This is a genomic window from Allobosea sp. GW821-FHT03A12 (assembly GCF_058986765.1).
Map to the genome: position 1 here is coordinate 352,576 of NZ_JBYSVZ010000005.1, position 22,741 is coordinate 375,316.

At 68.1% G+C, this 22,741-nt stretch carries 22 protein-coding genes and 1 tRNA gene; 11 read left to right on the forward strand and 12 right to left on the reverse strand.

Going from position 1 to position 22,741, the window contains the following annotated elements; genetic code table 11:
• Nucleotides 1-7: 7 nt before the first annotated feature.
• The 3 genes from AC3WLC_RS20345 to AC3WLC_RS20355 all read left to right on the forward strand — a co-directional run bounded on the left by AC3WLC_RS20345 (nt 8) and on the right by AC3WLC_RS20355 (nt 1,501).
• Nucleotides 8-871 (forward strand): CDP-alcohol phosphatidyltransferase family protein, encoded by an 864-nt coding sequence (locus AC3WLC_RS20345; protein ID WP_493685725.1) that lies wholly within the window; start codon nt 8-10, stop codon nt 869-871.
• A 72-nt stretch (nt 872-943) separates the two neighbouring features.
• Entirely contained in the window at nt 944-1,204 is a 261-nt protein-coding gene (locus AC3WLC_RS20350) for a type II toxin-antitoxin system ParD family antitoxin (protein WP_493685726.1), read from the forward strand.
• Between the two features lie 6 nt (nt 1,205-1,210).
• Entirely contained in the window at nt 1,211-1,501 is a 291-nt protein-coding gene (locus AC3WLC_RS20355) for a type II toxin-antitoxin system RelE/ParE family toxin (RefSeq protein WP_493685727.1), read from the forward strand.
• A 15-nt stretch (nt 1,502-1,516) separates the two neighbouring features.
• Here the strand turns inward: AC3WLC_RS20355 and AC3WLC_RS20360 are convergent, their stop codons facing one another.
• A complete protein-coding gene (locus AC3WLC_RS20360) occupies nt 1,517-1,897 on the reverse strand; it encodes a hypothetical protein (protein WP_493685729.1) in 381 nt (126 codons plus the stop codon).
• Between the two features lie 276 nt (nt 1,898-2,173).
• On the opposite strand from AC3WLC_RS20360, the gene AC3WLC_RS20365 reads away from it, so the two are divergent.
• The 6 genes from AC3WLC_RS20365 (at nt 2,174) to AC3WLC_RS20390 (ending at nt 6,807) form a co-directional block, all read left to right on the forward strand.
• Entirely contained in the window at nt 2,174-2,824 is a 651-nt protein-coding gene (locus tag AC3WLC_RS20365) for a Maf-like protein (protein WP_493685730.1), read from the forward strand.
• 21 nt (nt 2,825-2,845) lie between these two features.
• Nucleotides 2,846-4,273 (forward strand): L-lactate permease, encoded by a 1,428-nt coding sequence (locus tag AC3WLC_RS20370; RefSeq protein ID WP_493685731.1) that lies wholly within the window; start codon nt 2,846-2,848, stop codon nt 4,271-4,273.
• 108 nt (nt 4,274-4,381) lie between these two features.
• A complete protein-coding gene (locus AC3WLC_RS20375; protein WP_493685732.1) occupies nt 4,382-5,206 on the forward strand; it encodes an SDR family NAD(P)-dependent oxidoreductase in 825 nt (274 codons plus the stop codon).
• Entirely contained in the window at nt 5,196-5,405 is a 210-nt protein-coding gene (yacG, locus tag AC3WLC_RS20380) for a DNA gyrase inhibitor YacG (protein ID WP_493685733.1), read from the forward strand. The genes AC3WLC_RS20375 and yacG overlap by 11 nt, the downstream gene beginning before the upstream one ends.
• A 436-nt stretch (nt 5,406-5,841) precedes the next feature.
• Nucleotides 5,842-5,917: transfer RNA gene (locus AC3WLC_RS20385), tRNA-Phe, on the forward strand.
• A gap of 86 nt (nt 5,918-6,003) precedes the next feature.
• Entirely contained in the window at nt 6,004-6,807 is an 804-nt protein-coding gene (locus AC3WLC_RS20390) for a hypothetical protein (RefSeq protein ID WP_493685734.1), read from the forward strand.
• 45 nt (nt 6,808-6,852) lie between these two features.
• Here the strand turns inward: AC3WLC_RS20390 and AC3WLC_RS20395 are convergent, their stop codons facing one another.
• From AC3WLC_RS20395 to AC3WLC_RS20425, 7 genes are read right to left on the reverse strand one after another with little or no spacing between them, the layout of a single operon-like run.
• Nucleotides 6,853-8,154: an NAD(P)/FAD-dependent oxidoreductase gene (locus AC3WLC_RS20395; RefSeq protein ID WP_493685735.1), complete on the reverse strand. Its 1,302-nt coding sequence runs from the start codon at nt 8,152-8,154 to the stop codon at nt 6,853-6,855.
• 2 nt (nt 8,155-8,156) lie between these two features.
• Entirely contained in the window at nt 8,157-8,501 is a 345-nt protein-coding gene (locus AC3WLC_RS20400; protein WP_493685736.1) for a cupin domain-containing protein, read from the reverse strand.
• A gap of 27 nt (nt 8,502-8,528) precedes the next feature.
• Nucleotides 8,529-9,620: an ABC transporter ATP-binding protein gene (locus AC3WLC_RS20405; RefSeq protein WP_493685737.1), complete on the reverse strand. Its 1,092-nt coding sequence runs from the start codon at nt 9,618-9,620 to the stop codon at nt 8,529-8,531.
• A gap of 16 nt (nt 9,621-9,636) precedes the next feature.
• Entirely contained in the window at nt 9,637-10,836 is a 1,200-nt protein-coding gene (locus tag AC3WLC_RS20410; RefSeq protein ID WP_493685738.1) for a M24 family metallopeptidase, read from the reverse strand.
• Between the two features lie 4 nt (nt 10,837-10,840).
• Entirely contained in the window at nt 10,841-11,617 is a 777-nt protein-coding gene (locus tag AC3WLC_RS20415) for an ABC transporter permease (protein ID WP_493685739.1), read from the reverse strand.
• Nucleotides 11,614-12,453 carry an ABC transporter permease gene (locus AC3WLC_RS20420; protein WP_493685740.1) on the reverse strand — a complete coding sequence of 280 codons (840 nt, stop codon included), beginning with the start codon at nt 12,451-12,453 and terminating at the stop codon, nt 11,614-11,616. Before AC3WLC_RS20420 ends, AC3WLC_RS20415 begins: the two co-directional genes overlap by 4 nt.
• Before the next feature lie 25 nt (nt 12,454-12,478).
• On the reverse strand, nt 12,479-13,552 hold the full coding sequence (locus AC3WLC_RS20425) for an ABC transporter substrate-binding protein (RefSeq protein ID WP_493685741.1): 1,074 nt from the start codon (nt 13,550-13,552) through the stop codon (nt 12,479-12,481).
• A gap of 180 nt (nt 13,553-13,732) precedes the next feature.
• On the opposite strand from AC3WLC_RS20425, the gene AC3WLC_RS20430 reads away from it, so the two are divergent.
• Nucleotides 13,733-14,440, forward strand: coding sequence for a FadR/GntR family transcriptional regulator (locus tag AC3WLC_RS20430; RefSeq protein WP_493685742.1), 708 nt, complete (start codon nt 13,733-13,735; stop codon nt 14,438-14,440).
• 15 nt (nt 14,441-14,455) lie between these two features.
• On the opposite strand, the gene AC3WLC_RS20435 is transcribed toward AC3WLC_RS20430, so the two are convergent.
• From AC3WLC_RS20435 to AC3WLC_RS20445, 3 genes are read right to left on the reverse strand one after another with little or no spacing between them, the layout of a single operon-like run.
• On the reverse strand, nt 14,456-16,285 hold the full coding sequence (locus AC3WLC_RS20435; protein WP_493685743.1) for an SLC13 family permease: 1,830 nt from the start codon (nt 16,283-16,285) through the stop codon (nt 14,456-14,458).
• Between the two features lie 49 nt (nt 16,286-16,334).
• Nucleotides 16,335-17,540: a M20/M25/M40 family metallo-hydrolase gene (locus AC3WLC_RS20440; protein WP_493685744.1), complete on the reverse strand. Its 1,206-nt coding sequence runs from the start codon at nt 17,538-17,540 to the stop codon at nt 16,335-16,337.
• Nucleotides 17,541-17,586: 46 nt separating this feature from the next.
• On the reverse strand, nt 17,587-19,137 hold the full coding sequence (locus tag AC3WLC_RS20445; protein ID WP_493685745.1) for an AbgT family transporter: 1,551 nt from the start codon (nt 19,135-19,137) through the stop codon (nt 17,587-17,589).
• Nucleotides 19,138-19,682: 545 nt separating this feature from the next.
• Here AC3WLC_RS20445 and AC3WLC_RS20450 point away from each other — a divergent pair.
• Nucleotides 19,683-21,413: a hypothetical protein gene (locus AC3WLC_RS20450; RefSeq protein WP_493685746.1), complete on the forward strand. Its 1,731-nt coding sequence runs from the start codon at nt 19,683-19,685 to the stop codon at nt 21,411-21,413.
• 27 nt (nt 21,414-21,440) lie between these two features.
• Here AC3WLC_RS20450 and AC3WLC_RS20455 read toward each other — a convergent pair whose 3' ends face one another.
• Entirely contained in the window at nt 21,441-22,730 is a 1,290-nt protein-coding gene (locus AC3WLC_RS20455; RefSeq protein WP_493685747.1) for an NAD(P)/FAD-dependent oxidoreductase, read from the reverse strand.
• Nucleotides 22,731-22,741: the final 11 nt, after the last annotated feature.

Sequence of the window (22,741 nt, forward strand, 5' to 3'; positions counted from 1 at the left end):
GGCTGATATGAGCGACCTCTTTCCGCCTTTCGAGCCCGAGCGCGTCGAGACCAAGCGCGCGCGCTTCAAGCCGATCCCGTTCCGGTTGATCGCGCCCAACGTCATCACCTTGCTGGCGCTCTGCCTCGGCCTGACGGCAATGCGCCTCGTCGTCGAGGGCAAGCTCGAGACCGCGACGATCTGCATCCTGATCGCCGCGGCGCTCGACGGTGTCGACGGCCGGCTCGCGCGCCTGCTCAAGGGCACTTCGCGCTTTGGCGCCGAGCTCGATTCGCTCTCGGACTTCGTCAATTTCGGTGTCGCCACCGGCTATGTGCTCTGGGTCTTCGTCCTGCACGACCTGAAGTCGTTCGGCTGGATCATCGTGCTGACGCTGGCCTGCGCCATGGCGCTCCGGCTCGCGCGCTTCAACGTGATGATCGACGATCCGAACCGGCCGGAATGGCAGAAGAACTTCTTCGTCGGCATGCCGGCGCCGGCAGGCGCGATCACGGCGATGCTGCCGCTGTATCTCCAGTTCATCGGCGTTCCCGTGCAGGACTATGGCGCGCCCTTCGTCGGCCTCTACATCCTGTTCATCGCCTTCCTGACGATCTCGCGCATCCCCTGCTATGCCGGCAAGACGCTCGGCACCCGCATCCCGCGCGACCAGGTGCTGCCGATCTTCGTCGCGGTCGTCGTCGTGGCCGGGCTGCTCTTCGCCTATCCCTTCGAGATGCTGACGCTGATCGTCGTCGCCTATCTCGCGCTGATCCCGGTCAGCGTCGCGCGCTACCGCAAGCTGGAGCGCGAGCATGCAGCGGCGGTTCCGGCCGGCAACCCGGTTGTCGAGCCGATCCCAGCTGGCGAAGAAGCTCCGCCGCAGGCGTGATGACCGGGCGTCTTATGCGTTCTTGTGAGGAATTGTGAGGCGCGTTATCCTGCCGGCATGAAATCCGACACCATGCGCCCCCTCACCATTTCTCTCTCCCCGCAGCAGCTCGCGCGCCTGAGCAAGGCCGTCGAGAGTGGCGCCTATGCCTCCAACAGCGAGGTCGTGCGGGATGCGCTCAGGCTCTGGGAGCAGCGCGAGGAATTGCGCGAGCTGGAGATCGCCCGGCTGAAGCAGGCCTATGAGGAGGGGCTGGCGAGTGGGGAGCCGGTCGATGGCGAGGTCGTCTTTGCCCGCATCCGCAATCGCCTCTTTGGTCAAGAGGCGGGCTGAGATCAGATGAGCTTCCGCGTCCTGCCTCGTGCCGAAGCGGATATCGAAGCCATCGCAAATTACATCAATGCCGATAGTCCGTTTGCAGCTCGCAAATGGCTCGATGATCTCTACGAGCACTTTCACAGGCTGGGCGATATGCCTGGAACCGGAGTGCTCAGGCCGGAAATCAGTCTGCGCCTACGCTTCTTTCCGTTCGGCAGCTATCTCGTCCTCTATCATGAAGAGGGGCACGGCATCGACGTGATCCGTGTTGTGCATGGCCGGCGCGATCCGGAAACGTGGCTGAGTAGTTGAAACGCGGTGGCGGCCCTACCGCGAGCGCCCCGCCAGCCGGCTGGCATTGGCGCGGGTGCGGCGCGAGAACGGCTCCAGCGTGTTGTGGACCGCCTTCGCCGTCGCTTCGCCGAGTCCGTTCGGTGTCAGCGGATTGAGCGCCATGCTCCACCAGAACAGCGCCGCGGCATGGCCGAGGGCGAAGCTGCTCTCCGCCATCGCGGCGGCCTTCTCGACCACGGCCTTGCTCGCCTCGCGCTGGCCCCTGGCGTCGCCGAGCGCGCCCTTGGCCAGGATCGGCAGCCGCATCGCGATGGTGAGCGCGGCGTCGACCTGCATCGCCGTCATCTTGGCGAGAACGCTTTGCGCGTCCGCCGCCAGTGCGACAGTCGAGCCTGATCGAGTCCGTGACGCCATGGCGAAAGCTCTCCGGTGACGAGAAGGGGCCGCATGGGCCAAACCTTGCGGGTCGCCGCCACGCCCGCTTGCCGACTGTGGCAAGCTGAACAGCTTAGCACAATCCAAAGCAGCGCATGCCGGCTTTCGAATTGTGTACAGTGCACAGGAGATGCGGGGCTCGCCGCCGGCTCCGCCGGGACTGGCTCCGATCGCGAAAGTGGTTCCCAGATCGGCGGGACATGCTCTAAAGCCTAGCGGACCATTCGCCCTCGACGCGCAGCGAGCCGATACGCCTTGAATCTCTTCAGCTCCCAGAAGCCGCCCGGCTGGCGGCCCAAGCTGGTCCTGGCCTCGGCCTCGCCGCGGCGCCTTGCCCTGCTCGAACAGGCCGGCCTCAAGCCCGACGCGCTGCTGCCCTCCGATCTCGATGAGAGCCCGCTCAAGGGCGAGCGCCCACGCGATCTCGCCCGCCGGCTCGCCCGCGCCAAGGCTGAAGCCGGATTCGCCGGGCTGAAGGGGCGGACCGATCTCGAAGGTGCCTATATCCTCGCCGCCGACACCGTGGTCGCGGTCGGCCGGCGGATCCTGCCCAAGGCCGAGATCGTCGACGAGGCCGCCGCCTGCCTGCGCCTGCTCTCCGGCCGGGCACACCGGGTCTATACCGGCGTCGCGCTGGCGACGCCCTCGGGCGGCATTCGCGAGCGCATCGTCGAGACGCGGCTGCGCTTCAAACGGCTCTCCAGCGACGATCTCGAAAACTACCTCGCCTCGGGCGAATGGCGCGGCAAGGCTGGCGCCTATGCCATCCAGGGCATCGCCGGCTCGTTCGTCGTCAAGCTCGTGGGCTCCTATACCGGTGTGGTCGGCCTGCCGCTCTACGAGACGGTCAACCTGCTCGGCGGCGAGGGCTTTCCGGTCCGTCTCGGCTGGCTGAATGTCGGCTGACCGAGGGCAGGCCGCGCGGCCATGATCCTGGTCTGGCTCTCGCCGCTGATCCTCTTCCTCGGTCTGATTCTCTCGGGCCGCTCGGCGCTGACCGCAGGTCTCGTCGGCACGCTCTGCGCCGCGCTCGTCGCCTACGCGGCTGGTCCCAACCATCCGGACGCGGCTGCAATCGCTCGGCACTTCGCCGCCGGCGCCTGGATCGGCCTGCCGGCGACGCTGGTCATTGTCGCCGGCCTCGCCTTCTCGCTCAGCCTGGAGAAGGCGAGCGGCGATGCTGACCAGGCTCGTCCCGAGCACGACTCGCTCGCCGAGGCCTGCCTGCTGCGTGGCCCCTTCTTGGAAACCTCGACCGGTTTCGGCGTCGGCTATGTCGTCGCCGTCTCCGGCGCTCGTCGGCTCGGCGTCGACAAGGCGCCGGCACTGGCGCTCGCCACCTTCAGCCAGATCCTGGTGCCCTGGGGCGCGCTCGGCATCGGCACTCGGATCAGCGCCGATATTGCTGGCGTGTCGCTCGCGGCATTGATCTGGCGGATTGCGCTGGCGACGGCGCTGCTCGGTGTGGTGCTGCTGCCGCTGTTCTGGCGCCTGTCGCGACAGGCCGGATTGCCGCCGGCGCTTGCCGATCGCCTCGAATGGGCTGGCCTGATCACGCTGCTGATGGCCCTGCTCGTCGCTGCCAACCTCACGCTGCCGCTGGAGCTCGCCGCCATCGCGGCTCTGGCCCCGGTGATGCTGCTGCGCTTCCTGCGGGTAAAGGGCCTTGCGGGGCTCGACCGTGCGCTGCTGGAGCGGCTCGCGCCCTACATCGCCCTCGTCGTCGCGCTGGCGCTGATGCGGCTGGTGCCGGCGATCCATGACCGGCTGGAAAACCCGTCCTTCAAGCCTTTCGCTGACGCCTCCGCCTTCGCGCCGCTGCTCTCGCCGGCCCTGCCATTGATCGTGATTGCGCTTGTCGTCGCCGTCCGCCGGGGCGGGGCCAAGCAGGCCGCAGTCCTGATGAAGCTGACGCTGCAGCGCGCCGGGCGCGCGGCGCTGCTGACCTTCCTGCTCGTCGGCATGGCCTGGATCATGGTGGGCTCCGGCCTTGCCGGCGGCATCGGCCTTGCCGTCAGTGGCGTGCTCGGCTCCTGGTCGGCTGGGATCGTGCCGGTCGCGGGCGCGCTCGGCGGCTATCTCACCGGCTCGAATACCGGCGCCGGCGCCGTCTCGATGCCGCTCGCCACCGCGCTCGTCCCGGCTGGCGAGGCAAGGCTCGCAGTGATCGCCGCCGCGGTCGTCGCCGGCAGCCTGCTCACGGCGGTCAGCCCGGTCCGCGTCACCATGGGCCAGGTCCTGATCAAGGCGACGACCGCCGAGACTGGGCAGGCGCTGCGCGCGCTCTGGCCCTGGTTCGCGCTGGTCGTCGGTCTCACCACGGCGATCGCGCTTGCGGCCGCGCAGCTCGCCTGAGAACGCTGGAGCGCATGCCGGCGTGCATGCCACGCGCTTGCCCAGGCCGATGCGAGTGCCGATGGTGGCGCCCATACCAAGTAAACGTGTAGGGCAGGGAACACCGCCATGACGAAACGTCTCGAGGGCAAGGTCACGATCGTCGCGGGGGCAGGCTCGATCGGCCCGGGCTGGGGCAATGGCAAGGCGACCGCCACCGTGTTCGCCCGCGAAGGCGCCAAGGTCGTCTGCGCCGACCGAAATCTCGAAGCCGCCGAGGAGACCGCGAGCATCATCAAGGGCGAGGGCGGCGAGGCCTTCGCGATCCGCACCGACGTCACCAGCGAGGATGATCTGCGCGTGCTGGTCGAGGCGACACTCAAGGCCTATGGCCGCATCGACGTGCTCGACAACAATGTCGGCATCGCCGAGGTCGGCAGCGTCGTCGACCTGCCGCTGGAGACCTGGGAGCGCGTCTTCAGGGTCAACCTGACCGGCTGCTTCCTGGCGATGAAGCACGTCATCCCGGTGATGCAGCGCCAGTTCGCTGAGAGCGGGCAGGGCGGCTCGATCATCAACATCTCCTCGATCGCCTCGATCCGCCACACCGGCGTGCCTTATGCCAGCTATGGCGCCAGCAAGGCGGCGATGAACCAGCTCACCCGCACCACGGCTGCCCAATACGCGCCGCAGAAGATCCGGGTGAACGCGGTGCTGCCCGGGCTGATGAAGACGCCGATGGTCGAGCATTCGGCCGGGCTCGCCCAGACCTATGGCAAGGGCGACGTCGCGGCGATGTGGGCCAAACGCGACTCGCAGGTTCCGATGGGCCATATGGGTGAGGCCTGGGACGTCGCCTGGGCGGCGCTCTTCCTCGCCAGCGACGAAGCGCGCTATGTCACCGGCATCGAGCTTCCAGTCGATGGCGGAGTGACCTTGCAATATGGCGCCTGAGCAACCCGAGAATCCTGTCCCGCCCGCGCGGCCTTGCCCGATCTGTGGCAAGCCCGCCGCGCAGCGCTTCAAGCCGTTCTGCTCGTCGCGCTGCGCCGATATCGACCTCGGCCGCTGGCTCAAGGGTAGTTACGTGATTCCGGGCGAGCCGCTGGACGAGACCGAGGAAGCGCCGATGCGGCGCGACGAGGATGTCTGACATGGAAAGGCCCGGCGCTTCCCTTGTAGGAAGACGCCGGGCCATTCGCTGACCGGCCGCGCGACGGGTCAGGACTATCCGGAGGGCGCATCGCCCGAATTCCGCCTCCCGCGCGATCAAGCTGCCGGTACATCCGCGGCTTGCTCGAGATCGGCGGTAGGCACGGCGCTGTGATCAGCGCCGCCGCATCAACCCGGCCGCGGCGCTTTGGTTCCAGGATTATTGGGCACTGGCGCTGCGAGCCGCTCCCGCGGCCTGCCGGACCGGTGCTTCGTTCACGTCAGCCTGGAAAAAGGGCCGTACAGACCGCGGTTTTCATGCCTTTGCGAGTCACGGCGAAATTTTCCCACCGGCAGGATCGTTTGTCGGCTGGACAGCCCGGGCCCAGCCCTCTATATCGCCTCGACCAACCGAAGCGCAGCGCGCTTCGCGGAATGCCCAGGTAGCTCAGTTGGTAGAGCATGCGACTGAAAATCGCAGTGTCGGTGGTTCGATTCCGCCCCTGGGCACCATTTTTCTTGAGCCTTGTTTAGCTTCAAGAACTTAAGCCTTCCCAGAGCCTTGCGCCCATGCGACCGTGTCACAACGGTGTGCATCAATGCTCTACAGGCTGGTCTGCTCAGTGACGCGCCGCGACTCCTCCCACAGTCAGGTCACCCAGCGCATTCCCGCCGATGTGCTGCCTCGTGCCGCCGGCCTCAAGATCTCCATCCCGCTCGGCAGCGGGGAGTTTCACCGCCTCACCATCTCGCTCGCAATGAAGGCCCTCCGGTCGCGGTCGACGGTAACATTGGCCCAAGACGAGAGAGAAGCGCCCCTGTCTGGAACTGGGCTCCAACAACCGTGTTTGTCTTCCAGACCTTGGGAGAATTCGATGGCGATGAGGCTCGCGGCTGCCGCCTTGGCGATGTCGCCGTTGTGCGCGATGGCAGATGACGTTGCTCCGCAATGGACGCGGATGTCGGAATTCTACGTGCGCAACGATGCTGCGGTCTCCCGCGGCGACATCTTCGTCAATACCCATACCGGCGAGCATCTTCCTGAAGCCTGTTCGGCTGGCAAATGGTGCACGGTCGAGGTCGGTAAGCTCGGCATTCCGGGCGATGCCAAGGCCGTCTTTCTTGTCGGCATCATGATCATAACCCACGGCGAGGCGGCTGAGACCGCGGATTTGAACATCGCCTTTCGGGCTTACCCCGCCGACGATCAGCCTGCCGATGCTGGGTATATCGGCCAGGCGACTGAAACATCGCCTGGTGGCGGCGTGCGCTCAAACCTGGCGACCTGGGCGCCGGTTCGCGAGGGCAAGTTCCAGTTCAAATACGGCAAGTCGACCAAGGGCGATTGGCCCACGAACTCCAGCTATGGCCTCAATCTGACCATCCAGGCTTGGGCTCGGTGATTAGATAGGCGCCGGTCCCGCTCTGCCGCTGAACCCTGGCCAACATCATCGGCCGAACCGGTCGAGCAGGCGGTTCCATTTCATGCCGAGGTCGAGCACGGCGCTTCGGGCGAAGTGGAAGGGGAAGGGCTTGACCGGCGTGTTCGGCAGGCCGATCGCCTCCGGCTTGCTGGCAAGCTTGCGGCCGAGCCAGGCGCCGCATCGGTTGGCCAGCGCGACGCCCCGGCCATTATAGCCGACCATGACATGCAACTCGTCTTCGAGCGCGTGATAATGCGGCAAATAGTCGAAGGTGATGCCGACCAGTCCCGTCCAGCGATGAGTGATCGGCACGTCGCGCAGTGTCGGGAAGATGCCGTGCAGCACCTCTTCCAGCACCGAATAATCGGCGACGTCGCGCGCGGTCTCGCGCGACGAGAGGAACGAGGCGCGCCCGCCCAGCATCAGCCGCCCGTCGGGGCTGCGGCGGAAATAGAGCACCAGCCGGCGGCTGTCATAGACCGTTTCGCCGCCGGGCAGGATGCCGGCATGCGCGGGGCCGAGCGGCGCGGTCGCGATCTGAAAACTGTTCACCGGCAGGAGAGACTGCGCGAGGCCGGGCACCAGCGCGTCGCTATAGGCATTGGTCGCGACCAGGACCTTGCGGGCGAAGAGCGCGCCGTTGGACGTTGCGATGCGCCAGCGGCCGGCCTCGCGCCGCAGCGAGAGGGCGGGCGAGTGCGGGAACAGCTCCGCGCCGGCATTGCGGGCCACGCGGGCCAGCTCCCGGGCGAGGTCCAGCGGCTGGACGCTGGCGCCGCGCGGATCGTAGAGGCCGCCGAGATAGCGTGTCGTGCCGACGCGCCGTTCGACATCGGCCGCGTCGAGATCCAGGGCGGCGATGCCGGCCTTGCGCAGCCCGGCGGCGGCCTGCCGTACGGTAGCGAGGGCGGCGGGATGATGCGCCAGGCGCAGCAGCCCCGGCCGGGCGAAGCGGCAGGAGAGGCCCTGGCGCTCGACCAGTTCGGCGAGGAAATCGGGCGCCTCCTGCCCGAGGCGATAGAGCCCGCGCCCGGCCTCGCCATGGCGGGCCGACAGTGCCGCCTCGTCGAGCTTGACGCCGGGGTTGACCTGCCCGCCATTGCGGCCGCTCGCGCCATAGCCGATCGGCCCGGCCTCCAGAAGTGCGACGGAGGCGCCGATCTCGGCGGCATGCAGCGCTGCGGACAGGCCGGTGAAGCCGCCGCCGACGATCGCGATCTCGACGCTGCGTTCGCCGGCGAGCGGCGAGGCCTCGAAGGGCTCCGCCGAGGCGGTGGCGAGCCACAGGCTGTCGGGCTGGGCGAGTGTCGCGGCGCCGTCGCTCATGGTTAGCGCAGGCGCACGAAGAAGTGCTTCGCCATCGGCTCCAGCACCTCCCATGTCCCCTTGAAGCCGGGATTGATCACGAGGGTCGCGCCGGGCACGAGCTCGGTCCGGGAGCCGTCCTCGCCGCGCACCACGCCGCGGCCGGAGAGGATCGTCATGAACTCCCATTTGTCATAGGCGATCGTCCAGCAGCCGGGGGTCGATTCCCAGCGCCCGCTCGTCATGCCGTTCTCCGAGAGATAGAGCCAGCTGCGCCAGGTCGGCTGGCCGTGCAGGATGCGCTCGGGCGCCGGTGCGCTGTCGCGCGGCTCGGCGCTCGCCTCGTTGAAGTCGATGATCGTCGGCATGGAGAGGGCTCGCTTGTTGGCTTCTAGTCAGCGCGGCGGGAAGAGCAGGGCGTCCCGCTCGTTCCAGCTGAGGCGGACGGTGTCGCCCGCCTTGAAGCGTGCGGCCTCGCTGACGCGCCCGTCGCGGACGATCATCGGGCCGAGCTCGGTATCGATGGTCAGGCGCACGGTCGCTCCCATGAATTCGCGCAGGGCGACGCGGCCGGGAAGGACGTTGCAGGGCGGCGTATCCTGCAGGGCAGAAAGCCGCAGCGCCTCGGGGCGGATCGCCATCACGGCCTGTGCCTGCGTGGGCTGTGCCGCAGGCGAGGGGGTCGCGGTGAACAGCGCACCGGAGATGCCTTTCGGGGCGACGGTGGCGAGCGGGCCGTCTTGCCCCTGCATCGTCACGTCGATGAAGTTCGATTCGCCGACGAAGCCGGCGACGAAGGCCGAGGCCGGGTTCTCGTAGATCTCGTCGGGCGTCGCGAGCTGGCAGATCTTGCCCTCCGCCATCACGGCGATCCGGTCGGACAGCGCCAGCGCCTCCTCCTGGTCATGCGTGACGTAGAGCACCGTCACGCCGAGATCGCGCTGGATGCGCTTGATCTCGGTCTGGAGCTGGTCGCGGAGACTCCGGTCGAGCGCGCCCAGCGGCTCGTCCATCAGCAGCACGGGCGGCTCGAAGACGAGGGCCCGGGCGAGCGCGACGCGCTGCTGCTGGCCGCCCGACAGCTCGGCGATCCGGCGCGTGGCGAGATGGCCGAGCGAGACGATCTCGAGCACACGGCCGATGGCCTTCTCGATCGCCGGCTGGGCCCATTTGCGCATGCGCAGGGGAAAGGCGACGTTCTCGAAGACGTTGAGATGCGGGAACAGCGCATAGTTCTGGAAGACGACGCCGAGATCGCGCTTCTCGGGCGGGAGGCTTGCGATGTCACGGCCGTCGATCGCGATGCGCCCGGCGTCGAGGTCGACGAAGCCGGCGACGGCCATCAGCGTCGTCGTCTTGCCCGAGCCGCTGAGGCCGAGCAGGGTGACGAATTCGCCGGGTGCGACATCGAGCGAGACATCGTCGACCGCGACGAAATCGCTGTAGCGCTTGCTGAGATGGCTGATCTGGACGGCGGCGCCGGTCATGCTCGTGTCCCGCCGCTCACCAGAAGCGCGTCGTCGCGTCGGTCAGGCGCTCATAGCCGTCCGGCGTGATCAGCACGGATTCTTCGTAATCCCCGAGATAGCCGTCCTGCATGATCGTGCGCTCGACCGAGAGCACCATGTTCGGGACGATCGGCGTCGTGACGCCGCGCGCCAGCCAGGGATCGTCCCAGCCCAGCCCGATGCCATGGCCCATCGCCGAGAACACGCCGTCGACGGCAAAGCCCATGGATTTCTGCTTGTCGAGACCGGCTGCGCCGAGATCACCGGCGGTGGCGCCCGGCCGGATCGCGGCCAGCGTCGCCTCGATGCTGGCGATGGCCGATTCGAACAGCTCGACCTGCCGGTTGGTGACCGGTCCCACGGCCTTGGAGCGCGCGAGGTCGAAGACATAGCCGTCGACCGCGCCCGAGATGCCGAGCCGGATCCAGTCGCCGTCGGCGAGGCGCTTGTCGGAGCCCCAGGTCGGGAAGTTGCTCTTGGCGAAGCGCGAGGGATCGCCGCCGCGGCCCGAGGCCATGAAGGAATTGTAGAGCATGCCGCCGGCGGGAACGAGGTAGTTCAGGCCGGCCGCGACGACGTCGCCATGCGAGGCGCCCGTAACTGCAGCGTCCATCATCGCCTCGATCATGCGCGAGCCGATCATGGAGGCGCGGCGCAGCAGGGCGATCTCGGCCGGCGACTTGATCGAGCGTAGGCCCATCAGCACGTCGTCGGCGGGCTCGATGACGAGCTCGGGCAGGGCGGCTTGCAGCTTGTTCAGCATGGTGAAGGTCAGCACGTCGCCGCCGACGAGGCCGATGCGTGCATTGCCCAGCCCGGCCGTCTTCAGCGCCTTGATGGCGTCGTCCAGCACGAAATCGGAATAGGTCACGCGGCCGTCGGCGAGCCGGATGCGTCCGTCGTCGGGCACGTCGATGACGAGCTCGGGGACCTCGTCTACGGGCAGGATCAGGAAGGTGTGGGCGCGCGCCGACCAGTTCCCCTCGAAATCCGGGATGAAGGGGAAGTGCGTGTAGAAATTCGTGAGGTAGAGCACGTCGGCATAGCGGTCGAGCGTGCCGCCGCCGCGCGAGCAGACCAAGAGCCCGGCGAGCCCGCGCGCCCTGGCGGCCGCGACAGCCCGCCGGCGGCGCTCGGCGAATTCCTCTGCCGGGACGGTCGGCTTAGCGACCGGTGCGGTTGCGTCTGCAGTCATCGGATCATTTCCGCTTGAGGGACCAGAACAAGGCGAGCAGCAGGCAGGACACCAGCAGCAGCAGGCAGGAGGCGGCCGCGACGATCGGGCTGATCTCGAAGCGGATGCCGCTCCACATCTGCACCGGCAGGGTGGTCGCGCCCGAGCCGCTGACGAAGAGCGCGACCACGACCTCGTCGAAGCTGGTCAGGAAGGCGAAGATGGCGCCGGCCGCAATGCCCGGAGCCAGCACCGGCAGCGTCACGCGCAGGAAGGCGACGAGCGGCGTCGCGCCGAGGCTGCGGGCGGCGTTGACCATGCGCCAATCCATCGACTGCGCGACGGCCGAGACGTTGATGACGACGAAGGGCAGCGCCAGGATGGTGTGCGCGAGCACGAGGCCGGGAACCGTCGCGACCAGCCCGAGCTTGGCGAAGGGCGAATAGAGCGCGGCCGCCGTGATGATCGTCGGCACGATCATCGGCAGCAGGAAGAAGAAGCTGACCAGCCGGTTGGCCCGGCGCGACAGGCGCACCAGCCCGAGCGCGATCATGCTGCCCAGCAGGGTCGCGAGCAGGGTGGTGGTGACGGCGACGATCGTGCTCGTGATCAGCGAGCCATACCACTCCGGCCGCTCGAAGAAGGCCTCATACCAGCGCCCCGAGAAGCCGCGCGGCGGAAAGGTGATGAAATCCGTCTGCGTGAACGAGATCGGCGCGACGATCAGGGTCGGCATGATCAGGAACAGGCAGAGCAGGCCCGCCGCACTCGAAAGGACGCCGTTGCCGAGGCCCTTGGTCATCGCGCACCCCACAGGCGACCGAGGCCGAAGAAGCGGTCGCCGATCCAGTAGAGCGTCACCGTGGCGGCGAGCAGCACGGTCGAGAGCGCGGCGGCGAAGGGCCAGTTCAGCGTCTGGTTGACGTTGAATTCGATCAGCTGCGCGAGCAGCAGGTCGCGCGGGCCGCCCAGGATCGCCGGCACCACGAAGAAGCCGAGGCTGAGCATGAAGACGAGCAGGAAGCCGCCGAGCACGCCGGGCAGCGTCAGCGGCACATAGACCTTGAGGAAGGCCTGGGTGGGCGAGGCGCCGAGCGAGCGCGCCGCCCGCAGCACCGCCGGGTCGAGCCGGCTCATCACGGCCGCGAGCGGCAGGACCATGTAGGGCAGCATGATCTGCGTCATGCCGATCAGCACGCCGGTGGTGTTGTAGACCAGCGGTACCGCCCCCTCGATCAGGCCGAGCTGGCGCAGGAGCCCGTTGATGACGCCCTGCGGGTTGAGCAGGATGATCCAGCCATAGGTCCGCACCAGCAGATTGGTCCAGAACGGAATCAGGATGCAGACCAGGATCACCGCCTTGCCGATCCCTCCGGCGCGGTTGAGCTGATAGGCCAGCGGGTAGCCCAGCAGCACGCACAGCATCGCCGTCTGCGCGCTCAGCAGCAGCGTCCGCCCGACGACGCGCAGATAGGTCGGCTCGGTGAATATCTTCACATAGTGCACGAGCGCACCGGCGCGATCGCCGAAGCTGGTCGCGACCAGTTGCGCGACGGGCCAGACGAACAGGCCCGCGACGAGCAGGAAACCCGGCAGGATCAGGGCCGCCGGGACGGCGCTGCGCAATCTGGCTGGCATCGCCGCTCCCATCATCCTGGTCTGCTCAGGAAAGCTTCCAGGCGTTCACTTTTTCGGTCGCGGCGGCGAGGTTGGCGCCCCACCATTTCTCGCCCATCACGACGGCGTCCTTCATCTGCGGGCCGCCGGAGAGGATCGCGGCGCGCTCGGCCGGGATCATCTCGAAGGCCTTGGGCACGACGGGGCCATAGGTATAGGCCTTGGCGATCGCGGCCTGTGCGTCGGGCGTCAGCGCGAAGGCGAGGAACTGCATCGCCTGCTTGGCGCGGGGCGCGCCCTTCGGCACCACCATGGCCGACCAGGTCAGGAAGGCGAGGTTGTTGGCGATCTCGATCGGCGCGCCGTTCTTCTTGGCGCTCAGCGCCCGCCCGTCGGGGACGAGGCCGATCACGGCCTGGCCATCGGTGATGAACTGCTCGGCCTGGGCATTGGTCTCGTAGAACAGGATGTCGTCACGGATCGTCGACAGCTTCTTCAGCGCGCGCTCGACATCGAGCGGGTAGAGCGCCGAAGGAGCGACGCCGTCGGCGAGCAGGGCGGCTTCGAGGAACGCACCGTTCGCCTTGGCATAGAAGGCGCGCTTGCCGGGGAATTTCTTGGTGTCGAAGACATCGGCGAAGGTCGTCGGGCCGGGCGAGAACTTCTTGTTGTAGGCGATCAGTCGCGAGAACAGCACCTGCGGCACAGAATAGGGCGTCACCAGGTCGGCACCGGCCATGATCGGGCTCTTGTCGACGACGCCGAAATCGATCGGCTCGAGCAGCTTCTTCTCGGGGCCGATCCACTGGAAGTCCGGCAGTACCTCGACGATGTCCCATTCGGTCTTGCCGGCCTCGACCATCGCCTGGATGCGTCCATAGGCGTTGCCCGAGACGGTCCGGATGGTGATGCCGGTCTTCTGCGTGAACGGTTTGAACCAGGCCTCGCGCATCGCCGCCTCCCAGGAGCCGCCCCAGCTCGCGAAGACGAGCTCGCCGGATTGCGCCTTCAGGATCGACGGTGCCGCGACGGAGGCCAGCGCGGCCGTCGACAGCTTGAGGAGATCGCGGCGGCTGGCGCCGCGACGGGGCCGGGATGTCCAATCGCGAGGGGACGTCATGGGGCACTCCTTCGATCGCGTCCCGCAAGGCTCGCCTGCAAGCCGCATTGGTATGAACCAATCCATACCATGTCAGGTTACGCACGCGGTCAAATGCTGTAAAGGGGAATTTCGGATAATCAAATTCTGGCTTGCGATGCCTGAATTGGTATGATTGGTATGGATATGGGAGGCGCGAGCATGAGCGATCGCATCGGCAGGGATTGGCCTATCGGCGCCGCGTCCTCGCGCGACGACCTGTTGCAGCAATGCCTCGCCGCATTGGAGCGCGGCGAGTTGCGGGCGGGACAGCGGCTGCCGAACGAGCGCAGCCTGGCCGACATCACCGGGCTGTCGCGCTCGACTGTGCGGGTCGTCCTCGACACCCTGGAGCGCGACGGCCGGATCATCCGCCAGGTCGGGCGCGGGACCTATGTCGCCGATGGTGCCCGCGCCGAGGCGACGGATGCCCCGATGCTGCCGACGCCGGCCGAATTCATGGAATTTCGCCTCGCCATCGAGCCGTCGCTGGCGGAGCTCGTCGTGCTCGGCGCCACGGATGCGCGGCTGGAGGAGTTGAATGCCATCGTCGCCCAAGGCGGGAGGGTCGAGCGCTGGCAGGAGGCGGAGGCGGCCGACCGGGCGTTTCACCAGGCGCTGTTCGACGCGACGGGCAACCGCCTCTTCGCTGAGCTCGGGCAGCGCCTCAGCGGTGCGCGCGACAGCCGCAGCTGGCTACGCCTCAAGGAGGGCAGCTTCTCGCCGGATAAGTGGGCCGTCTATCATCGCGAGCACGAGGTCATCGTCGCCGCCTTGCTCGACCGTAATGGGGAGAACGCCAAGAATGCGCTGCGGCGCCATCTCGGCGGGGTGCGGGCGAATGCCCGCATGGCGGTCTGGGAGCTGTGAACGAGCTGCCGTCCTTCAGAAGCGCCAGATCAGCGGCACGATGAAGACGGCGACGACGAAGAACCAGATCAGCAGCGGCAGGCCGAGCTTCCAGTAATCGCTGAAGACGTAGCCGCCCGGTCCCATCACCATCAGGTTGGTCGGCGTCGCGATCGGCGTCAGGAAGGCGCCGGCGGCGGCGACGGCCGTGCTCATCAGCACCGGGCGCGGCGAGATGCCCATGCTGGCTGCTGCGGCGACGCCGATCGGAATGATGATCAGCGCCGTCGCCGTGTTGCTGATCAGCTGGCCGAGGATCGCGGTCAACACGAACAGCCCGGCGAGGAGCGCCGTCGGACCGGCATCGCCGACCAGCCTGACGAGGTGGTCGGCCAGCATCTTCGCCGCGCCGGTCTCGATCATCGCGGTGGAGAGCGGCATCATCGCTCCGACCAGGATCACGGTGGTCCAGCTGATCGCGCGATAGGACTGCTCGACGCTCATGATGCCGCAGAGGATGATGGCGCCGGCCGCCAGCAGGCCCGCCACGGCGGAGGGGACGACGCCGGTCGCCAGCATCACCACCATCGCCAGCAGGATGACGATCGCCTGCTTGGCGCCTGGACCCATCGGCACGGCCTGGCGCCGGACCAGCTCCGGCGAGCTGACGACGAGGACATCGGGATCGTCGAGATGGGTGTCGAGCGCCTTCCAGGTGCCTTGCAGCAGCATGGTGTCGCCGGCCTGCAGCGCAACGCCGGCCGGTTTTGTTCCTCCAGGGCTCTGGACCTCGCCTGCGCCGCGCTGGACGGCGAGGACGATCAGGTCGCCGCTCGGCGTGACCATGCCCGGGAATACGCTCTGGCCGATCAGGCCGGAGCGCGGCGGGATCACCACCTCGGCCAGGCCCGAGCGGCGGTTGAACAGGGTCTCCTCGCTGTCGCCGGCGCCTTCCTCGCGGAAGGCGAGATGCATCTGCGCGGCGAAGCTGGCGGCGGTTTCGGCATCGCCGCGGAGCAGAAGATGGTCGCCCTCGGTGATCGCGGTACGGCGCAGCGGCCCGGCGGTGTCGCCGTCCTGGATCGCGACGAGCTGGAGCCCCGGCCATTGCCCGAGGTCGAGCGCGCTGGAGGGCATGCCGACATAGGGGCAGGTCGCGCGGATGCGCAGTTGATGGACACCGCTCGCCAGGCCGTATTGCTCGACCAGCGTCCTGGCGTGGCGGCTGAAGTCGGCCGGCATGGTCGCGCCGTTGCGCTGCGGTAGCAGCTTCTCGCCGAACAGGATGATGATCGCCATCGTGCCGGCGAGCAACGGAATGCCGGCCAGCGCGAACTCGAAAAAGCCGAAGCCGCCGACGCCGGCATCGAGCGCCGCTTCCGAGACCAGCACATTCACCGGGGTTCCGGTCAAGGCGAGCATCGAGCCGGCATGGCCGGCGAAGACCAGCGGCATCAACAATTGCGAGGAATTGCGCTTGAGCCGAACCGCGATCACGACGACGACCGGCAGCAGCGCCGCGACCGCGCCGTTCAGGCTGATCAGCGCGACCAGGAGCGCGACCAGCCCCATCATCAGCAGCAGGAGGCGCGTCCGGCTTTCCTCGCCCGCGCCCTTGATCAGCAGTTGCCCGGCCCAGGCCGTCACGCCGGTGACTTCCAGTCCGGAACTGACCACGAAGAGCGAGGCGATGAAGATCACCGCGGGATCGCCGAGGCCGGCGAGCGCCTGGGGCAGGGTGAGCACGCCCGTCGCCCAGAGGCCGAGCGCCGTGCCCATGGCGACGAGCACGACCGGCACCTTGTTCGTGATGAACAGGACGACGGCAATCGCGATGATCAGGCCGGTATAGGCGATCGGGCTCACGCGGCGGTTCCTTGTGGGGCTTGCTCGGTCGCAGGGTCTGCTTGGAGTCTCAGTCTGCCATCGTCGCCATCAGGATGCCGAGGCGGCAGCCCTTCTCGTATTCGGTCAGGTTCACATATTCCTTGATCGTGTGGATCTCGGCCTGGCCGGCGCCGATCGTGATCGTCGGCACGCCATGCTTGTCGAGCCAGTTGGCGTCGAGACCGCCATTGGAGAACAGATAGACCGGCTCAATGCCGAGCATGCCGAGCGCCTTGGTGGCGCGTGCCACCACGGGCGAATCCTTGGCGAGCTCGAAGGGCGGATAGGCCGGCTTGTGGGTGAATGTCATCTTCGCCGTCTCGCCGGCATCGTCCTTGACCTCGCCTTGGGCCTTGGCGAAGGCGGCCTTGAAGGCTTCGGCGATCCTGCTGGCGAAGGCCGCCTCGGGGCTGCGCGCCTCGCCGCGGACATAGGCGTAGTCGGTGACGACATTGGTCGCGTCGCCGGCGGCGACCGTGCCGCCCTTGCCGCCGAAGATGCCGACATTGCTGGTGCCGCGCCCGTCGGGCTTGACGATCTTGCCGAACCAGCCCTCGCGGCGGGCTTCCGCAATCGCGATCGCGCCGACCAGCGTCGCCGAGATGCCCTTCTCGGGCGCGACGCCGGCATGGGAGGCCTTGCCGGTGATCTCGACCTCCCAGTTCTCCTGTCCGACCGCGCCGATCAGCAGCTCAGAGGCGAGCTGGCCATCGACATTGATGCACATCGCGGCGCCGCCGAGATCTTTGGGGTTCAGCTCGCGGGCGCCGTGCAGGCCGCTCTCTTCGCGCACGGTGAAGAGCAGGGTGATCGGCGGATGGGGCAGCTTGTGCTTGATCAGCGTCTCCGCCAGCACGACGAGCAGCGCGACGCCGGTGCGGGCATCGCCACCCAGCGCCGTGGTGCCGTCGGAGACGATGCGGTCACCCTCGCGCTTCGGCTTGGCGCCGGCGCAGAGCGGCACGGTGTCGAGATGGGTCGAGAACAGCAGGCGAGGGCCGGCCTTGGTGCCGGGCAGGTCGACGATGAGGTTGCCGGTCTCGGTCGGCAGCGGAATCCGCGTGTTGGCATCGTCGAACCGGATCGCCGAAGCTGGGACGCCGACAGCCTTGAGCGCCTCGACAACCGCTTTGCCGATGTTTGCCTCCTTGCCGGTCACGCCTTCGACCGAGAGGAAGCGCGTCAGGTGCGCGATGGCGGCTTCGACATCGAGCGGGATGGCGGGGGTGGTCATGATCTGCCTCCGAGGGCTGGATTGGCGAAAGGCTGGTGAGCGGGTTCTAAAGGCCCCAGGGCAGGCCGAGCATCTTCCAGACGGCGAAGAGCGCGGTCCACAGCACGAACATCCAGACGACATAGGGCAGCATCAGCGAGACGACCGTGCCGACGCCGGCATTGCGGTCGTATCTCTGGATGAAGCCGACTACGAGGGCGAAATAGGCGTTGAGCGGCGTGATCGCGTTCATCGGCGAATCGCCGATGCGATAGGCGGCGAGCACCGCTTCCGGCTCGACGCCGAGCTTCATCAGCAGCGGCACGAAGACGGGAGCGAAGATCGCCCATTTCGCGATCGCGCCGGTGAGCAGCAGATCGATGAGCGCGACCACCACGATGAAGCCGAGCAGCAGCGGCAGCGCGCCGATATTGGCGGCCTGTAGGGCGCCCGACAGGCTTAGCGCCATCACCGTGCCCATATTGGTGTAGGTGAAATAGGCGACGAACTGGCTGAGCACGAAGAACAGGAAGATCGTGCCGCCCATGTTCTTGATCGATTTCTCGATCGCGGCGATCACCTCGGGCAGCGTCTTCAGGGTGCCGGCGCCGATGCCGTAGGCCCAGCCGGTGACCAGGAACATCAGCATGATCAGCGCGATCAGGCCGTTCATGAAGGGCGAGTTGCCGATCAGCTCGCCGGTCGTCGGGTTGCGCAGCGGCGCGCCTGACGGCAGCGTCAGCAGGCAGAACACCGCGATCAGCGCCAAGAGGCCGAGCCCGGCGTAGCGAAGCCCGCGCGATTCCGCCTCGGAGAGCACGGCGCCCTGCTCGGTGACGGTGCCTTCGGCCGCCAGCTTCGGATCGTAGGGGCCGAGGCGTGGGGCGATCATCCGGTCGGTGATGAAGGCGATGATGACGGTCAGGAACAGCACCGAGGCGATCGAGAACCAGAGATTGGAGGCAAGGCCGATCGTGCGGTTAGGATCGACGAGGCGCGCGGCATCGTTGGTGAACTCGACCAGGACCGCGTCGAGCGGCTTGATCAGCATGTTGACGGTGAAGGCGCTGGCGACCGCCGCGAAGCCCAGCGCCAGGCCGGCTACCGGGTGGCGGCCGACGGCGAGATAGGCGATGCCTGCCAGCGGAATCAGGACGAGGTAGCCGGCATCGGCCGCGATGCTGGCGATGATGCCGACGAAGGAGAGGATGTAAGTCAGCGCCCAGCTTGGCGAGACGATCACCAGCTTGCGGATCAGCGCGGTGACGAGGCCGGATTCCTCGGCGACGCCGGCGCCGATCATCGCGACGATCATCAGGCCGACGGCCGTGAAGCTCATGAAGTTCGGGATCAGCGACGAATACATGAAGCGGATGCCGTCAATGGTCAGCAGGCTCCGGATCGCGGTGCTCGCCGTCTCGACCTTGTGCGTGTCGGGGTTGATCCGCTCGAAGGTGACGGCGGCGCCGAACAGCCCCAGCACGGCGGACAGCGCGATGACGATGCCGATCAGGATCAGGAAGATGACGACGGGGTGCGGAACCATGTTCCCGACCCGCTCGACCGTGTCGAGGAACCTCTGCATGGTCGTCTTCGGTGCAGCGCTGGCGCTCGTCATGGTATTCCCCCTGGAGCCGGAGCTTTCAGCGATAGGATTGCGGCCGGCGGGTGGTAACCTGCTGTCCGGTGAAGGCGCCGACTGAGCTCCGAATTCCGACCGCGAATATTGAACCCGGCTGCCGGGAACGCATCGGCAGGGAATCCCAGAGTTTGGTTGTCTGTCTCAAAGTTGGCCGATCGAGCCTGTCGGAGGCATGCCGCCTGGCTGCTGCGCAGGTCGAGGTCGCTGGGATGGGAGCTCTTGCAGCCGCAGGTGCGGCATGGCTCGGGCGAGCCAGCGCCTACAAATGAGATGAGCAGCCCAGAGTTGGGATTCTGGACTGATCCGTGTTCCCGCCGGTGTTGCTAGCGTCCGCATGGTTTCGCGGCCGCCAGGCGCTCGCGGGCTCGTGACGTCATGGCCATCGAGGGAGGGAGCGCGATGCATGAGCAAGACTTTCGGCACCCGGTCCTGCGTCGCTGCCTGTCTTCGGGGGCGTCCGCAGTATCCGGAATCGCTTCTCTCCGTGGACTGGCTGCGGCGAACGCAGGGCTGGCGACGGCGTGAGCCTGGACTGGAGCCTTGGTGTCGAAGCCGCCGCCTGGGCGGTGTCGGCCGCGCGCCTCGATGATTTCCGGCCGCTGCTTCCGGCGGAGGAGGAGATCGTCGCCAAGCTCCAGTCCGGCGAATTCGACGGGCTGGGAGACGGCGCCCGGCCGACGCAGCCGGACCCGGCACGCACGGTGCGCGCCGCCTTCCTGCGCTTCCTGATCCTGGGCGGCGAGGCGGGCTGCCGGCCACATGAGAAGGGCGTCCTCATTCGCGGCGCCTGGGTGTCGGGCGTCCTCGACCTCGAGGCCTGCCGCGTCTTCCGCGACATCGGCCTGAACGACTGTCATTTCGAGGCGCCGCCGATCCTGCGCGCCGCCATCATCAACCGCCTCTTCCTCGACGGCTCGCGCCTCCCCGGCCTGCAGGCGGAGCGGCTTGAGGCCCGCGGCGGCGTCTATCTGCGGGCAGCCGAGATCGACGGCGTGGTCAATCTCGACCAGGCCCGCCTGGGGGGCAATCTCGAATGCGCCGGGGCGACGATGCGCGGACGCAACGGCTATGTCCTGCTGGGCCGGAGCCTGGAGGCCCGCAACGTGCTGCTCCATGGCGCGACGCTGCGAGGCGGCATCAACCTGTCGGGCGCGGTGCTGGCCGCTGATCTGGATGCGGCGGGGGCGACCGTCACGGCCTTCGAGCGCGTGGCGCTGGAGGCGAGCGAACTCTCCTGCCAGGGCAGCGTCGTCCTGCGCAGCGCCCGCACGGTCGGCGAGGTGCGCCTGACCGGCTCGGTCGTCGCCGGCGATCTCGATTGTTCCGGCACCATCGTCGAGAATCCTGGCGCAGCCGCGATCGAGGCGAGCCGGGCTGTCGTCAAGGGCGCCTTCTTCCTGCGCCGCGAGGCCCGTTTGGACGGTATGCTCGCGCTCACCGGCGCCTCGATCGGCACGATCCATGACGAGGCGGCCTGCTGGCCAAAGCGCGGCGACCTCCTGCTCAACCGCTGCCGCTATGGCGCCTTCATCGACGGCCCGGTCGATTCCGAGAGCCGCCTGGACTGGCTGGCGCGCCAGGCGCCCGAACGCTGGGGCGAGGATTTCTGGCCGCAGCCCTATGAGCAGCTCGCGGCGGTCTTCCGCGAGATGGGACATGGCGAGGAGGCCAGCTCCGTGCTCGTCATCAAGGAGCGGCTGCAGCGGCGGGCGCGCCGGGCGCGGGCGGAGAACCCGCTCTGGCGGGCGCTCCTCTTCGTGTCCGACGGCATTCTCGGCATCACGCTCGGCTATGGCCGCCGGCCGCTGTTCGCCCTCGTCTGGCTCGTCTTCTTCTGGCTCCTGGGCGTGGCCGTCTTCGCCTACGCCGAACGCCAGGGCGCGGTGATGCCCAACAGCGCCGTCGTGCTGCGCGCGCCGGAATGGACCTTGTGCGGCATCGAGCGGGGCGAGCAGCGGCAGCTTGTCGCCGGCGGCGCGTCACAGGGGCTGGCGGCGCCGGGCCAGACCCAGCTCGCCTGCTTCCGGCAGCGTTGGGAAGCCTCGAGCTACCCCGCCTTCAGCCCCTGGATGTATTCGCTCGACACGCTCCTGCCGGTGCTGGACATGGGCCAGCGCTCATTCTGGCGGCCGAACCCGACGAAGCCCGGCGGGCGGATCGCCATCAGCTATTTCTACCTTCAGTCCATCGTGGGCTGGGCGCTGAGCCTGCTCGCGGTCGCAGGGTTCTCCGGGCTGGTGAAGTCGTCGTGACGCCGGAGCCTGTCGCGGCCCGGCGCTTCAGATCTCCCGGCCGTCCTTGATGCGGTACCAGACCAGGATGAGGCGCGCGAAACGCGCCACGATCGCATGGAAGGGAACCGGCTTAGGTTCCGTCGGCCGGACGGCAAGCTGCTCGTCCGGCACGCCTTCGATGGCGTCGGCCAGGACAGGCCCCATCGCGCAGGCCAGCGCCAAGCCACGCCCATTGCAGCCGATCCAGGCGCACAGGCCGTCCTCGCGGCGGTGGAGATGTGGCAGCCGGTCGGTCGTCATCGCGATGCGGCCGCCCCAGAAATATTGCATCGGAGCTGCCGGCAGCCTCGGGAACAGCTCCCCGAGACGCTTGGCGACCAGGGCTGGCAGGCGCCTGGCCGCGCCGGTCTGGATCGCGAGCGCGCCGCCCGAGACCAGCCGCCCCTCACGGTCCTTGCGGAAATAGCGCAGATCCATCCGCGTATCGGAGGAGGCCTCGTCGCCGGGCAGGATCGCCTCGGCGAGCAGGCCGAGCGGCTGGGTCGCGGCCTGATAGGAGGTCACGGGCACTATGGAGCGACGCAGGGCCGGCCAGAGCGTCCCGGTATGGGCGGCAGTGGCGAGCGCGACCTTGCCGGCGGCGATCCGGCCCGACGGCGTCTCGACGACCCAGCCGGTCCCTTGCCGCTCCAGCCGCAGCGCCGGCGTGGTCTCGAAGATGCGCACGCCGTCCGCCGCGGCCCCGCGCGCGAGGCCGACTGTGAAGGCGTAAGGGTTGATATGGCCGCCGCCGCGATGCTCCCAGCCGCCGGCGTAGGCATCCGTGCCGAGCTTGCGGGCCATCTCGGCGGCGTCGACCGGCGCGGCGGGTGCGCCGGCCTGCGCCCATTGCCGAGCGAGGCTTGCGACACGCTGGGCGCGGCCCGGCGTATGGGCGGGCTGCAGCCAGCCGGCGCGGCGCGCGTCGCAGTCGATGCCGTAGCGTTCGATCAGGGCGTAGAGCTGGTCCGCCGAGCCTCGGACGAGCTCGACGAAGCGTTCGCCGCGCGCACCCGGCCAAGCCTTGAAGATCGCATCCGGGCCGTGGCGCGTCAGCGCCGAGATCACCTGTCCGTTGGCTCGCCCGGAAGCGCCAGAGCCGACGCGGGCGGCTTCGAGCAGCACGACATCGTGCCCGCGCCCCCGCAGCGCGATCGCCGTGGCGAGGCCGGCGATGCCGCCGCCGACCACCACCACATCGGCGGTGATCTCTCCAGCCAGGGCCGGCGCCGCGAAGTGCTCGCGCGACAGGCTCGTCCAGAGCGGCGAGGGGGCATCGACGGGCCGGCCGCTCACGCCGTCACGAT